The organism is Amycolatopsis rhabdoformis, assembly GCF_035918295.1.
Classification (GTDB): domain Bacteria; phylum Actinomycetota; class Actinomycetes; order Mycobacteriales; family Pseudonocardiaceae; genus Amycolatopsis; species Amycolatopsis rhabdoformis.
Map to the genome: position 1 here is coordinate 2,652,025 of NZ_CP142149.1, position 14,922 is coordinate 2,666,946.

The following is a 14,922-nucleotide window of genomic DNA, read 5'->3' on the forward strand; positions in this document are numbered from 1 at the left end:
TGCTGTCCCACCCGGATGATCGACAGCTGGCACAGTGGCACCGGCAGCAGATCCCGGCGGGCGAGCGCGCCCGCGATGCGTGGAGGAGGCGCGGTGGCCGTTCGCAGTGGTCTTCGGCTGGTGCCCGGAACCGACCTGGCGGGGCGCGACTGGGAGCTTTCGCTGCTCGTGCAGAAGGCTCGCGACGCCGCGCTCGGCGAAGGCCAGGCGGTGTTGCTGCGCGGCCCGGCGGGTATCGGCAAGACGAAACTGGTGGCGGCGGCGCTCGACGAGCTCGACACCGTGGCGGCGACCGTCCTCACCGTCACGTGCCCGGAGTCCGGCTCGTCGGCGTATGAAGCCGTGCGTGCGCTCTTCGCGCCCCTGGATCTGTCCGGTGGCCTGCTCGACGGAAGTGCCCGGCTCGCGGTGCCCGCGCTCGAACCCGGCGGAGCCGGTACGGCCGCCGACACGTACGCCGTGATGCACGGCCTTCACTGGCTCACCGCGGGGCTCACCGCCGATGGGCTCGTGGTCCTGGCCGTGGACGATGTGCAGTGGTGCGACGAGACTTCGCTGCGGTGGCTCGGTTTCCTGTTGCGGCGGGCGGAAAACCTGCCGCTGCTCGTGGTGATGACGCAGCGCACGGGCCGCGATGTCCCACGGCCGGAGGTGCTCGGCGAGATCGGTGCCACGCTCACCTGCCTCACCCTCGATCTCGAGCCGCTGGGGCCCGGTGCCGTGGCCGAGGTCCTGCAGGCCCGCTTCGGCGCGAACCCCGCCGACGAGTTCGTGCGCAAGTGCGTGGACGTGACCGGCGGGAACCCGTTCCTGCTCGACCGGGTGGTCACGCAGCTTCGCGGCGACGCCGTGGAGCCCGACGCCACGCACGTGTCGGCGCTCGACGAAATCGGGCGCGAGGTCGTGGCGCGTTCGGTGCTGGACCGGCTCTCGCCCGAAGCGTTCGCCGTGGCGCGCGCGATCGCCGTGCTGGGCGGGGAAGAGATCGAGCTGATCGCCGCGCTCGCCGGCACCCAGCCGGGCCCAGCGGCGGCCGCGGTGCGCGCGCTGCGGGCCGATGACCTGCTGCTGCCCGACCGGCTCGACTACACCCACGACCTGATCCGCCACGCCGTGGTCGACGCCGTTTCCGCCGAGCAGCTGCAGGCGTTGCGCGAGCGCGCGGCGACGCTGCTGAACGACAACGGCCGGGCGCCCGAGGAAGTGGCGGTGCAGCTGCTGCTCCTGAGTGGCCGGCCGCAGCCGTGGATGGTGAACGTGCTGCGCGACGCGGCCGTGGTCGCCGAGAACCGCGGCGCGCCCGCGGCCGCCGCCCGGTATCTCACGCGTGCGCTCGCCGCGGACGAGGACAGCGTGGCCGTGCTCGGTCACGTGGCCCGGGTGCTCGCGCAGGTCGATCCGCAGGCCGCGCTGCGGCATCTGGAACGCGCGCTGGAGCTCGTGACGGATCCGCGCCGCCGGGTGCCGCTGGCCGTGCAATACGCGCTGACCTCGCTGACCGCGCAGAACTCGTTGCGCGCCTACGCCTTGGCGGAATCGGTGCTCGACCGCTTCGACGAAGCCGTCGGCGACGCCCCCTCGGCGCAGGACCGGTCCACGCGCACGCTGCTGGAGTCGGTGCTGCTGCTCTCGGGCATGGACGAGAAGGACACCGTGCGCCAGGTCGGCGAACGGTTCCGCGACGTCGTGCCGCCCCGCGGCGACACGGCCGAGGAGCGGCAGCTGCTCGCGATGCTGTCCTCGCTCGGCACCGTGGAAGGCAGACCGGCGGCGGAAGTGGGTGCGTACGCGCGGAAAGTGCTTTCGATCGGCGACGTGACACCCGGCGGCTGGGGGGTGCTGGGCGCGGTGCTCACGCTGTACCTCGCCGACGACGTCGAGCCGGCGCTGGCCGCGCTCGGCGACCTGATGGACCACGCGCAGCGGCGGGGCGAGGCGTGGACCTACACGCTCGGCGCCAGCACGCGCGCGCTCGTGTTCCTGTGGATCGGCAACTCCTCCGACGCCTTGTCCGACGCGCAGTTCGCGTACGACATCATCACGCAGGAAGCCTGGGGCGACGCCGGCACGATGCCGCAGGCGGCGCTCGCGGCGGCGCTCGTCCGCCACGGCGAGCCCGCGCGGGCGCTGCGCGTGCTCGACAGCGTGCGGCGGCCGCGGCTGGAGCGGTTCACCCTGGAGTACCACTGGGTGCTGATGGCCCGCGCCCGCGCGCTCGCGGCCGGCGGCGACCCGGCCGCTGCGCTCACCCACCTCTTGCTCTGTCGCGACAGCCTCGCCGAGGCGGGCCTCGGCAACCCGGTTCTCGCGCCGTGGTGGTATGACGCGGCCGAGGTGCTGACGATCCTCGGCCGCGGCGACGAGGGCTGGGCCGGGATCGAGGAGGCGGAGGACCGCGCGGCGCGGTGGGGCACTCCCCGGGCCGTCGGCATGGTGCGCACCGCGCGCGGCGTGCTCACGCCGGGCGACGCGGGCATCGAGCTGCTCACCGAGGCGACCGAGCTGCTGGCTCCGTCACCGGCCAAGCTCGAGCACGCGCGCGCCGAGTTCCTGCTCGGACGGCGGCTCTTCCGCCGCGGCGACGCCGAAGGCGCGCGGGATCGGCTGCGTCGCTCGATCGACGTCGCGGTGCTGTGCCGGGACAAGCTCCAGGTGAACCTTTCGCTGCCGGCGCTGGCGGAGGCGGGCGGCCGGATGCGGCGCGGCACGGCGTCGCCGGCCGACGCGTTGAGCGGCAGCGAGCGGCGAGTCGCCGAGAAGGCGGCCGAGGGCGCGACGAACCGCGAGATCGCGGAGTCGCTGTTCCTCACGGTGCGTACGGTCGAGCTGCACCTCACCGGCGTGTACCGCAAACTCGGGCTGAAGGGCCGCGCGGAGCTCGCGGAGGCATTGGATCTTCAGCCTTAGCCGTCGTTACACTCTCCGTGATCGGGTTGCCACGGTAGAAGTACCGTCGTGAATCGTCACGGTTCGTTACCGTTGCCCCCGCGTCCGTCGCCGTCGAGCGTGCAGGGGCAGAAATTCACTACCTCCTAACGTGCGAAACAGCGATAGTCATTCTCCGGGGATAACCTTCAGTGCAGAATCGGTAGCCTGAGCGTCACCGGATGGGATGGCCGAGGAGGTGGGTATGCGGAACCTCCGAACACACTTCGTGACCGGCATGGTGAGCCGCGGCGCGTCCGCCGGCCCACTGCTGGGCCGCGAACCGGTGCTGCGAACGGCCGGCGAGCTGGTGTCCGCGCTCGGCGAGAGCCGCCCGGGGTTGCTCAGCGTGACCGGACCGCTGGCCGTCGGCCGCAGCGCGGTGCTGGGCCGCGTCGCCGAGACCGCGGCGACGGCCGGGGCCGCGACGGCGGTCGCGCGGTGCTCGCCGGTGGAGACCGGGCTGCCCTACGGCGCCGCACTGCAGCTGCTCGCCGCGCTGTGCTCGCCGGCCCGGTTCGCCGAGCTGGTGGGGCTTTGCGTGCAGGACAACAGCGAGTCGGGTTCGTGCGCCTCGCCGATGCGGCTGCTGTGCGATGAAGTCCTCGCCGAGAGCCGGCGCGGTCCGCTCACGCTGGTGATCGACGACCTGCAGTGGGCCGACTCCTGGACGCTGCGCTGGCTCGAAGCGCTGCTGCGCCGCCTCGCCGGCGCGCCGGTGCTGGTCGTGACGGCGTCGCACGGCTCGCTCGCCCGCTACCTCGGCGAGGACGCCGCGTTCGACGCCGCCTGGCCGGTCGAGCTGACCGAGGTCGTGCTCGAACCGTTCACCGCGGCCGAAACCGAAACCTTTCTCGCCACCGCGACCGGGAAGCCGGTCGACGAGGTCTTCGCGGCGGCGGCCGCCTCGGCCACGCGCCGGTTCCCCGGGCTGCTGGCGCGGTCGTTCGACCGGCTGCGGACCGCGGGGGTGGCGCCGGTCGCCGACGCCGCGCCGCGGCTCGTGGAGGTGGCGCGCGAAGTGTGGGGCGAGGCCGCGTGCCGCGTCGCGCGGGGGATGCCGGTCGACGCGATCGAGCTGCTGCGGGTGTTCGCGGTGTGCGGCGAGGACTTCGACCACGAGCTCGCCGTCGCCCTGGCGCGACCGAAGGAGTTCTCGCCCGCGCAGGCGCTGGAGATTCTCGTGACGACCGGGCTCGCCGTGCTCGAACCGCCGCGGCTGGCCGAACCGCGGCTGGCCGGCGAGGTGCTGGCCGTGATGCCGGCCGGCGAGCGTGCGGACCTGTTCGTGCGGGCGGCCGCGCTCGGCCGGCGCACGGGGGTCGGCTCCGGGGCGATCGCCGACCTGCTCGCCGCGGCACCGCCCGTGGGCCGGGCGTGGGCGGGCACGGCGCTCGTCGAGGCGGCCGCGCTGCGCTCGCGGCAGGGTCGTTCGGGTCCGGCGGTCACGGCTCTGCGGCGCGCGCTCGCCGAACCGCTCGGCTCTGCGGAACGGGCGCAGGTGCTCACCCGGCTCGCCACCCTCGAGGTCGCGCACAGCCCCGACGCCAGCGACACCCGGCTGCGGCAGGTGCTCACCGCGCCGCCCGACGCGCGCTCGTGGCCCTCGGTGCTCGCGGCCGCCGACCTGCTCGTCGGCCGCGGTGACAACGAAACGGCGCGCCAGGTCGTGTCCGCGCTGTGCGCGCGCGGAGCGGGCGTGATCCCGCCGGCCGCGCTCGCCACGTTGGCCGTGCTCGGCTGGATCGCCCAGGAGGAAGGCCCGGCCGAACCCGAGGTGCCGGTGGCGCCGCTGGCCGCGCCGGCGGATCCGGCCGACCCCGGCGACCCGGCGCAGGCCGGCGCGCTCGCGTGGCGGCTGGCCACCCGCGGCGAGGACCGGCCCCGCGTCGGCGAGCTGGCGCGCGAAGCCCTCGCGAAACCGGACGACGACGGGCCGCTGATGCCGCGGCTGATGGCGAGCCGCGCGCTGCTGTGCTGCTTCGAGCCCGCGGAGGCGCTCGCCGGCCTCGACGCGGTGCTGATCCAGGCCCGCATCCGCGACAACCGCGCGGTCGCGGCGCAGGCGCTGCTCTACCGTGCCCTCGCGGCCGGCTGGCTCGGTCGCGCCGAGCAGGCGCGCCGCGACCTCTACACCGCCGGACGCGAGCTGCCGGTGCGTTGCTGGCACCCGACCCTCGTGGCCCGGCACGTGGCCGGCGAGATGGCGACCTATCAGCAGCAGGGTGACGTCGAAAAGGCCTGGGAGGCCGAGGCCGCACCGCTGCCGCCGGGCGCCGAACGCGGGGCGGGCTGGGCGTTCCTGCTCTACGAGCGTGGCCGGCTGCGGCTCGCGCGCGGCGAGGTCGAAGGCGCGCTCACGGCGTTGCTCGAATGCGGCCGGATCCTGCGGGGCCGGCATTGGCTCAACCCCATGCTTTCGCGGTGGCGCACCGTCGCCGCCGTCGCGCTGCTGCGGCTCGGCGACCGAGCCGCGGCGCAGGAATTGATCGCCGAGGAGAAGGCGCTCGGCGAGGCCTGGGGTGCGAGCGAGCTGCTCGACTGGATGCGCGAGGTGTCGTTCGCCCGGCTCGGCGCGGGCGCGGCGATCCATCCGCCGCCCGCCCAGCCGTCGGCCCGGTTGCCGCAGCCGCGCGGCGAAGACGACTCGACCGGCGCCGGGCTCTCGGAACCCGAGCGCGAGGTGGTGGAGCTCGCCGTGGGCGGAATGGCCAACCGGGACATCGCGAAAGCGCTCTCTGTCGCGACGAGAACGGTCGAGCTGCGGCTCACCAAGGCCTACCGCAAGCTCGGGATCCGCGGCCGCGCCCAGCTCGTGGCGCGCTGGGCGCCGCCGGGCCGGGGGGAGTGAGCTTCGGTGCTCCTCGAACGCGAACCCGAGCTGGCCGTGCTGGAGAAGGCCGTGCTGGAGGTGCAGGCGGGCGAGGGAGCCGTGCTGCTCGTCGGCGGCCCGGCGGGCGCGGGGTCGACCGCGCTGCTGCGTGAGCTCGCGGCCGCTTCGACCCGCCTGGGTGCCCGCGTGCTGCGGGCCGGGGGCGCGCAGATCGAACAGGGGTTTCCGCTCGGCGTGGTCCGCCAGCTCGTGCTGCCGCTGCTTTCGGCCGAGGACCCGGCGCCGGTGCCGCCGGTCGCGCGGGCGCTGCTCGACCCGTTGACGGGTGGCCGCGCACCGGTGGTGGGCGAGGACCAGGCCCTGGCCGAGACGGCGGGCGTGCTGCACGGCCTGCACACGTTGTTCGTCGGGCTCGCCGCGCAGCGTCCGGTCGTGGTGCTCGTGGACGATCTGCACTGGGTGGACGAACCCTCACTGCGAGCGCTGGCTTTCCTGGCCGGCCGGCTCGCGGGCACGCGGGTGCTGATCGCGGCCGTACTGCAGGACGGCGCCGGCGGGTCGGACCCGCTGATCGAGGAGATCGTGGCCGGCGCCCGCTGCCATCTGCGCGTCGCCCCGCTCTCTGCCGACGCCACGGCCCGGCTCGTGGCGCGCGAGTTCGGCCCGGATCACGCGCCGCGGTTCGCGACCGCCTGCCACGAAGTGACGTCCGGCAGCCCGAAGGAACTGCGCACGCTGCTCGATCGCGCGCTGTCGCACCGGGTGACCGGGAAGGCCGCCGACTGCGAGCGGATCCGGGAACTGGGCACGGCGTTCCGCCGCGAACGCGTGCAGTTCCTGCTGCGGCGCGCGCCCGGAGTCGCCGCGTTCGCGAAGGCGCTGGTGGTGCTCGGGGGTGACGCCGAGCTGGAACTGGTGCTGCGCCTCGGCGAGGTCGACGCCGCCGGCCGCGCGGCCGCGCTCAGCGCGCTGGGCGATCGCTGGCTCACGGTGTCCGGCGACCGGGTGGCCGTGCGCGACCCGTCGCTCAACCGCGTGGTCGAGGAGCTGCTCGACGCACGGGAAAGCTCGGCGCTGCACCGGAAAGCGGCCGGTCTGCTCGACGAGGGCGGCTATCCGCCGGAAGCGGTGGCCGCGCAGCTGCTGCAGGTGGACGTGATCCACGCCGGGTGGGAGGTCGAGCGGCTGCGGGCGGCGGCCCAGGCGGCCCGGCGCCGCGCCGCGCCGTCGCCGGCCGGGCGGTACCTGCGCCGCGCGTTGCTGGACCTGCCGCCGGACAGCGGTGAACGCGCGCGGCTGCTCGTGGAGCTGGCCGCGGCCGAGCTCGACGTCGACCCGGGTTCCGGGGTGCGCCACCTCGCGCAGGCCGCGCCGTTGCTGCCGACGGTGCGCGAGCGCGCGACCGTGGCGACGTGGATCCCGTTGCCGGTGGCGGGGGAGGGACCGCTCGTGGCCGAGCTGGTCCGGGAAGTCGCCGGGCGCCTCGGGCCGGCCGAAGAGCTGTCCGGGCACGAGCGTGAAGTGGCGTTGCGGCTCGAAGCGCGGGTGTGGTTCTCGGGTCTCGGGGAGCCGGCGCGGCTCGCGGCGGCCGCGCGGCGGCTGGCCGAGCTGCGTGATCACCCCCACGGCCCGACCGCCGGTGAACGCGAGCTGCGGGTGGTGCTGCTGATGGCCGCGACGCTGGGCTCGAGCACCACGGCCGACGTGGTCGCCGCCCAGGCCCGGCGGCTGCTCGCGCACGATCCGACCAACACCTACGGCGCGCTGGCCTCGCTGCAGACGCTGCCGGCCGTGCTGATGGCCGCCGACGCGGTGGACGCGGGCTGGTCCTGGCTCGACGCCGCGTACGACAACGCCTGCCGCCACAGCAATCCGACGCCCCAGGCCCTCGTCGGCGCGCAGCGCGGGCTGCTCCTGCTCGGCTGCGGCCGGCTGGTGGAGGCGCGCGCGGAAGCGGTGCGCGCGTTCGATCTCGTCGACCGTTCGTGGCCCGACGCCGTGCTGCTCCCGTCGGTGGTGCTCGGGCTGGTCGCGTTCGCCTTGCGCGACCGGCCGCTCGCGGCCCGGGTGCTCGACAGCGCGCCGCCGGGTGATCTGCGGTTGTTCGAGATCCGCCGTTCGCTGCGCGGGGCGCTCGCCGCTCAGCGCGGCGACCTGCCGATGGCGCTGGCGCAGTTCCTCGACAGTGGACGCCGGCTCGACCGGGCCGGCTGGTACAACCCGGCGATGCACTCGTGGCGCACCTGGGCCGCCGTGCTGTCGCACCGAATGGGCCGCCAGGACGACGCGGTGCGCCTCGCCGAGGACAACTACGAGCGCGCACTCCACTGGGGCGCCCCGACCACTCTCGGCCGGGCGCTGCGGATCCGGGCCTCGGTGCACCCCGATCGCGACCGGGCGCTGGAGTTGTTGCGGGAGGCGGACGAGGTGCTGCGGACCTCGGTCGACCGGTTCGAGCAGGCGAAGGCGCTGATCAAGCTCGGCGAGGTGCTGCGCGACGTCGATCGCGACGAGTCCGAGCGGGTGCTGGCCCGCGGCCGCCGGCTCGCCGAACAGTGCGGCGCCCACTGGCTCGGCGCCGAGGCCGACGGGTTGTTCGCCGCGCAGCCGGGTTCCGCCGTGTCGCCGGTGATCCGCTCGGAGCTCACCCGCGGAGAGGCCACCGTGGCCGGGCTCGCCGCCCGCGGCCTCACCAACACCGACATCGCCGACGAACTCGGCACCAGCCGGCGCGCGGTGGAGAAACACCTCACGAGCGCGTACCGCAAGCTGCGCATCGACGGCCGCGCGGACCTGGCCGCGGCGCTCGGTGCCGATCCCGAAAACGGCTGACGCGGCCGCTCGGCCGGTGTCGTGCGCAGTTCTTCCTCCGGTGACCTCGCGGTCCTTCGTGTGCCGATGGCCGGGAATTGGCGGCACAATTGCCGTCAAACCGTGGTGCGGACAATCGGCGAGTGTCACAACAATAGCCGTCGGCGAATGGATCCGATCGTCGCGATGAAGAATATTCAGGTCTGAGCGGGTTTGTGCGGCTATTCGTGGCGTCCGACATTCGGGCAGTTCCGGGTGGCCTCAGGGGCACGGACGGGCGATGTGGGTTTGTGTTCGTCCGTGTGGGAGCGGGCCGGTAGTCACCCGGGCGGGGCGGGCGGGCGAACGCGAGGTGAACTACGCTGGGGTGGTTCGCATCTGTGCTGGTCAGGGGTGACCGTACCGCGGCCGACCGCACCGTACCGAACCATCCCGCGGGGGGACCGCAGCCTTAAGCGGGGAGGCTCCGGCGCTGTTGACTTGGTTGGTTTTCCATCCATAGACTGAGATCAACAAATCAATCGTCATATGTCGGCCGATTCTCCTCCGGCCGGCAGATCATGGCCTCGCGTGACCTGAGAGGAATGGTCGATACCGATGAATTCCAGTGCAGTCATCGCCAAGCCGGCGCCGTCGGCTTCCACCATGGACCGCAACGCGGACGAATACCGGGACATCTACACCTCGCTTTTCGAACAGTCGGGGATGTGCATGGCCAACCTCGACCTGGGGCTGCGGGTGCGGGAAGCGAATCTGCCGTTCTCGCGGCAGTTCGGACGCACCGCCAAGGACGTGTACGGCCGCAGCTTCTGCGAGTTCCTGCACCCGAGCGTGCAGGGCAAGCTCAAACACCAGCTGACCCGGCTCACCGAGGGACAGCACGCACGGTTCGCCGAGCAGATGGTGGCCGTGGGCCCGCGCGACTCGGTGTTCGCCGGCGAGCTGACCGGCATCGCCGTGCGCAGCGGCGGCCGAGTCGACACGATCACCGTGCTCGTGAAGCCGGACGGCGCGGACTCGCCGCAGCTGGCCAGCGGCAAGCAGAAGCTGCTGAGCCAGGTCGACGCCCGCATCCTCGAAGGGGTGGCCGCGGGCGAGTCGACGGTGCAGCTCGCCGCGAAGCTGTTCCTCTCGCGCGGCGGGGTCGAGTACCACGTGACCACGCTGCTGCGGAAGCTCAAGGTCACCAACCGCCCCGCGCTGGTGTCCAAGGGCTATTCGATGGGCATCCTCGGCATCGGCCAGTGGCCGCCGCGGGTGCGCCCCGAGTACATCCGCTGAGCCCGTGCTCACCGAGCGGGAGCAGGAGACCGCGCTGGTCGCGCGAGTCCTCGAAGACGCGCGACGCGGCGGAACAGGCTGCGTGGTCACGGTCTCGGGGCCGCTCGGCATCGGCCGCTCGGCCCTGCTCGGCGCGCTGGCCGAGGCGGCGGTGCTCGAGGACGGGCCCGAAGCGGTGCTCGTGCTGCGCGCCGGCGGCGTGCGGTCCGAACGCGACTTCGCGCTCGGGGTGCTGCGCCGGATGCTCGAACCGCTGCCGGACGCGGCGGTGCGACTGCCCGCTCGAGCCGAGACCGCCGAAGGTCTCGGGGACATCGAAGCGGCGCGGGTGCGTGACGAGGTGCTGGCCCACGCCGCGGGCCGGCCCCTCCTGGTCCTCGTCGACGACCCGCACTGGGCCGACCCGTGGTCGGCCCGGTGGCTGGCGTTGCTGGCGGAGTCCACTGAGGACTGTCCAGTGGTGCTCGTGGTCGCCGGCCGCCACGACCGCGCCGGTGCGGCCGAAACCGGGCCACTGGCCCGCATCTACGCCCGGACCGCCCACGAGCTCGCGCTGCGTCCGCTGACGCGCGCCGGCGTGGAGCGGGTGATCACCGACTGCTTCGGCGAACCGGGCGACGACGCGTTCGTGCGGTCGTGCCTCGCGGTCTCCCACGGCCGGCCGTTGTTCCTCACCGCGCTCGTGCGCAGCCAGCGAGCGGCGGGCCGGCGCCCGCAGTCCGTGGCGGCGAAGGCCCTGCGCGCGTGCCGGCCGGCGGCGGTCGGGGCCCGCGCGGTCCAGGCCCTGGCCGTGGAATGCCCACCGGTCAAGGAAACGGCGTACGCGCTGGCCGTGCTGGGCGAACCGGCCGGGCCGGGCGTGCTCACGCCGTTGACCGGGCTCACCGCCGACGAGTGCACCGCCGCGCTGGCCGCGCTGGCGGCCGCCGGGCTCGTCGAGCGCGGCGAACCGGCGTGGTTCGCGCACGCGGCGATCGCCGACGCCGTCGAAAACTCGTTGCCCGCCTCGGAAACCGCCGAACGCCACCTACGCGCGGCCCGGGTGCTCGCCGAAGCCGGCCGGCCGCCGGAAGAGGTCGCGCGCCACCTGCTCGCGGCTGAAAACCCGCCGACCGGCTGGGCCATCGGCCTGCTGAAGGCCGCGGGGCGCGACGCGTTGCAGCGCGGTGACCTGGCCACCGCGCGCCGGTGTCTGCTGCGGGCGCTGCTCGGCGCCACGGCCGGGGGACCCGAGCGCGCGGAGCTGCTCGTGGATCTGGCCACGGTGGAGCGATCGTCGGCGCCGGTGGCTTCGCTGCGGCACCTGACGCAGGCGTTGCCCGGGCTCACCACGCGGGGCCGCCGTGCCCGTGAGCTGGCGATGGTGCCGCCGCTCGCGCTGGAGCTGGCGCCGCCTTCGCTCACCGCGTACTTCGCCGCGGCGGCCGTGGAACTGGGCGCGGACGCCGACCGGGACCTGCGGCTCGCGCTGGAGGCACGGCTGCGGTACGCGCGCCTCGGTGAGCTGCGCCCGTTCACCGAGACGGTGGCGGAGTTCGGTCGCCTCGATCCTTCGGCCACGCCGGGTTCTCCCGCCCACCGTGACCTGGCCGCGGTGCTCGTGCACGCCGCGACGCTCGCGGGCGAGGATGCGCCGCGTTGCGCCAGGATCGCGCGCGAAGTGGTGCTCGGCGAAGCGCCTTCGCCGGCCGATGCGCGGACGGCCGTGCCGCTGGCCGTACGGTCGCTGTTGGCCCTGGACCTGCTCGACCAGGCCGACTCGTGGCTGACCTCGCTCACCGTGCTGGCGCGCCGGCAGTGGGGTGACGCCGCGGCGGAGACGCAGATCGCGCTGGCCGAGCGGGCGTACTCGCTGGCTCGGCGCGGCTGGCACACCGAAGCCGCCACGCTCGCCGCCCGCACGTTGGACCGGGCCGATCCGGCGTTCACCGCCGTGGCGGTGCGCTGTTGCGAGACGCTCGCGCTGATCGTGGCCGAGGCGGTGGTGCCGGACCTGGCGCGGCGGACCCTGTCGGCCTTCCGGGCGCGTGAGAACGCGCTGATCCCGGCGTGGCTGGGCAACCTCGTCGACGGCGTGGTCGCGGCGTCGAACGGCGACGCCGAGGTGGCGCTGGAGCACCTGCTCGACTGCGGCCGTGAATACGACCTCATGGGCTGGGGCAACCCGGCCGTGCTGCCGTGGCGCACGTGGGCCGCGCGGCTGCACCACCGGCTCGGCGCCGAAGCCCTGGCCCACGACCTGATCGAGGAAGAACACGAACGCGCCGCCGCCTGGGGCGCGCCGACCGCGCACGGCCGCGCGCTGCGCGTGTGGGCGAGCATGACCGAAGGCCCGCGCGCGCTGGACCTGGTCCGCGAGGCGATCGCGGTGCTCGACGGTTCGTTCGGCGTGCTGGAACTCGCGAAGGCCCACATCCTGCTCGGCCGGCGCCTGGCGGCCACCGACCGCGCCGCGTCGGCCGAACACCTCGCCCGCGGCGAGCAGCTCGCGAAGGCCTGCGGGGTCGCCGACGTGCACCCCCACGGCGAGGCGGGCACCGGCAGCCACCCGGCCGATCTGACGCCGGCCGAGACCCGGATCGCGCGGCTCGTGCTCGCGGGCCAGGCGAACCAGCGCATCGCCGAGGATCTGGAGATCAGCCTGCGGGCCGTGGAGAAGCACCTCACGAAGGTGTACCGGAAGCTGGGCATCGCCGGGCGTGGTGGATTGCCGGACGTGGCGTACCTCCTGGAGCCCGCCGACGCCGGCTGACGCCGGTCGCGCTGCCTTCGCGCGGCCCGCCGAGTCGCGGGCCGCGCCGGGTGTTCAGGACTTCAGGCCGTCGAGCTCCCGGGCGAGTTCCGCGTTGACCTCGGCGGCGGCTGTGGTGAGGAAGAAGTGCCCGCCGGGGAAGGTGCGCAGGCGGAAGTCCGCGGAGGTGTGCTCGCGCCAGCGGCCGGCCTCCTCGGGCGTGGCCTTCGGATCCGTGTCGCCGACGAGGGAGAGAATCGGGCACGCCAGCGGACGGCCGGGGCGCGTCGGGTAGGTCTCGATCGCGCGGTAGTCACTGCGGAGCGAAGGCAGCGTCATCTTGAGGATCTCGTCGTTGTCCAGCAGCGACGAGTCGGTGCCGTTGAGGCGCTTCAGCTCGGCCAGCAGACCGGCGTCGTCGCGTTCGTGCACGCGTTCGTCGCGGGTGGTGGCCGGGGCGCGGCGGCCGGAGACCACCAGCGACGCCGGGGCGTGGGCGGTGCCGGCCAGCAGCAGGGCGGTCTCGTAGGCGATCACGGCGCCCATGCTGTGTCCGAAGTAGATAGTCGGCTTCGGCGGCTGCGTGGTCAGCACGTCGGCGACCGCCTCGGCGTAGGCGTCGATGTCGGTGATCGCGGGTTCGCGCCGGCGGTCCTGGCGCGCCGGGTACTGCAGCACCACCACGTCGGTCCCGGGCGTGTGGGTCGCCGCCACGGGGTGGTAGAAGCTGGCCGAACCGCCGGCGTGCGGGAAGCACACGAGCCGGCGCGGCGCGCCTTGCGCGGGGCGGAAGCGGCGCAGCCAGAGTGCCGGGTCGAGTCCGGGTTTGCCTGTGCCGGTGCGTGTGCCGTTGACTGCGGCAGGGGTGTTCACGGCGGTCCTTTCGTCGTCGGCGGCTCCGTCGTGGACAGTCCAGCACGGACGGAACCCGGAACTGTGCAGACTTCGCGCCGGGGATACTCGGTGAATCCCCAGCTTCGGACGCCGCGCGTTGACAACCGCGCGCCGCGGCTGCGAGCGTCGGAGTCGAGCCGCCGAGGACGATTCCCCGGTGTCGCAACGGCTTTTCTCCGTCAGCCCCGGTGCGGGGCGTTACCCGGCCACCGCCGCGGTGGCTTTTCCGTAGGTGGAAGGGGACAGCATGTCCAGGCGCGCACTGATCACCGGGATCACCGGGCAGGACGGGTCGTACCTCGCCGAGCATCTGCTCGCGCAGGGTTATCAGGTGTGGGGACTGATCCGGGGCCAGGCGAACCCGCGCCGGTCGCGGATCGCCCGGCTGATGTCCGAAGTGTCCTTCGTGGACGGTGACCTGATCGACCAGCGGAGCCTCGTGTCGGCGATCGAGCTGGTGCAGCCCGACGAGGTGTACAACCTCGGTGCGATCTCGTTCGTGCCGATGTCGTGGCAGCAGCCCGAGCTCGTGACGGAGGTCAACGGCATGGGCGTGCTGCGCATGCTCGAGGCCATCCGCATGGTGAGCGGGCTCTCGGCCAGCCGCACGGCGTCGAAGGACGGCCTGATCCGGTTCTACCAGGCGTCCTCTTCGGAGATGTTCGGCAAGGTCGCCGAGACGCCGCAGTCGGAGGACACGATCTTCCACCCGCGCAGCCCGTACGGGGTCGCGAAGGCCTACGGCCACTACATCACCAAGAACTACCGCGAGTCCTTCGGGATGTACGGCGTGTCCGGCATCCTGTTCAACCACGAGTCGCCGCGCCGCGGCGCGGAGTTCGTGACCCGCAAGATCACCCTCGCCGTGGCCGCGATCAAGCTGGGCCTGCAGGACAAGCTGGCGCTGGGCAACCTCGACGCCGTGCGCGACTGGGGGTTCGCCGGCGACTACGTGCGCGCCATGCACCTGATGCTGCAGCAGGACGACCCGGGCGACTACGTGATCGGCACCGGCGAGATGCACTCGGTGCGCGACGCCGTGCGCATCGCCTTCGCGGCCGCGGACCTCGACTGGGAGGAGCACGTGGTGGTCGACCCGGCGCTGGTGCGCCCGGCCGAGGTCGAGACGCTGTGCGCCGACTCCCGCCGCGCCCGGGCGGCGCTGGACTGGGAACCGAGCGTGGACTTCACCGAGCTGATGACGATGATGGTCCACTCCGACATCGAGCAGGCCGCGCGCGAGCGCGACTACGGCGACGTGCTGCTCGCCGCCGCTTGGTGACCCGTGTCCCGAAGGCCCCCGCCGCTGCCCGCGGCGGGGGCCTTCTGCCGTCTCGGACCGGCGGCGCGAACTAAGGATTTCCCAGGCCGGGCCGGAAGAGACTCGGTGGGGATCGTGACCCGAACGTATGCCGCCGCGCGGCCGTCCAGATGGGTTGAGCTGAGC

The 14,922-nt window shown here is 73.8% G+C and carries 7 protein-coding genes; 6 read left to right on the forward strand and 1 reads right to left on the reverse strand.

Annotation, left to right across the window (positions count from 1 at the left end; all coding sequences use genetic code 11):
- The first annotated feature begins 93 nt into the window (after positions 1-93).
- From VSH64_RS12380 to VSH64_RS12400, 5 genes are all read left to right on the forward strand, one after another.
- Positions 94-2,907 (forward strand): ATP-binding protein, encoded by a 2,814-nt coding sequence (locus VSH64_RS12380; RefSeq protein ID WP_326835710.1) that lies wholly within the window; start codon positions 94-96, stop codon positions 2,905-2,907.
- A gap of 223 nt (positions 2,908-3,130) precedes the next feature.
- Complete coding sequence (locus VSH64_RS12385) at positions 3,131-5,776, forward strand: helix-turn-helix transcriptional regulator (protein WP_326835711.1); 2,646 nt, start codon at positions 3,131-3,133, stop codon at positions 5,774-5,776.
- A gap of 6 nt (positions 5,777-5,782) precedes the next feature.
- Complete coding sequence (locus VSH64_RS12390) at positions 5,783-8,590, forward strand: AAA family ATPase (protein ID WP_326835712.1); 2,808 nt, start codon at positions 5,783-5,785, stop codon at positions 8,588-8,590.
- 576 nt (positions 8,591-9,166) lie between these two features.
- Complete coding sequence (locus tag VSH64_RS12395) at positions 9,167-9,850, forward strand: helix-turn-helix transcriptional regulator (protein ID WP_326835713.1); 684 nt, start codon at positions 9,167-9,169, stop codon at positions 9,848-9,850.
- A gap of 4 nt (positions 9,851-9,854) precedes the next feature.
- Complete coding sequence (locus VSH64_RS12400) at positions 9,855-12,602, forward strand: AAA family ATPase (protein WP_326835714.1); 2,748 nt, start codon at positions 9,855-9,857, stop codon at positions 12,600-12,602.
- A gap of 54 nt (positions 12,603-12,656) precedes the next feature.
- On the opposite strand, the gene VSH64_RS12405 is transcribed toward VSH64_RS12400, so the two are convergent.
- Positions 12,657-13,454 (reverse strand): thioesterase II family protein, encoded by a 798-nt coding sequence (locus VSH64_RS12405; RefSeq protein WP_326835715.1) that lies wholly within the window; start codon positions 13,452-13,454, stop codon positions 12,657-12,659.
- Between the two features lie 268 nt (positions 13,455-13,722).
- Between VSH64_RS12405 and VSH64_RS12410 the strand changes: the two genes are divergently transcribed.
- Positions 13,723-14,757, forward strand: coding sequence for a GDP-mannose 4,6-dehydratase (locus VSH64_RS12410; protein WP_326835716.1), 1,035 nt, complete (start codon positions 13,723-13,725; stop codon positions 14,755-14,757).
- The last annotated feature ends 165 nt before the right edge of the window (positions 14,758-14,922 follow it).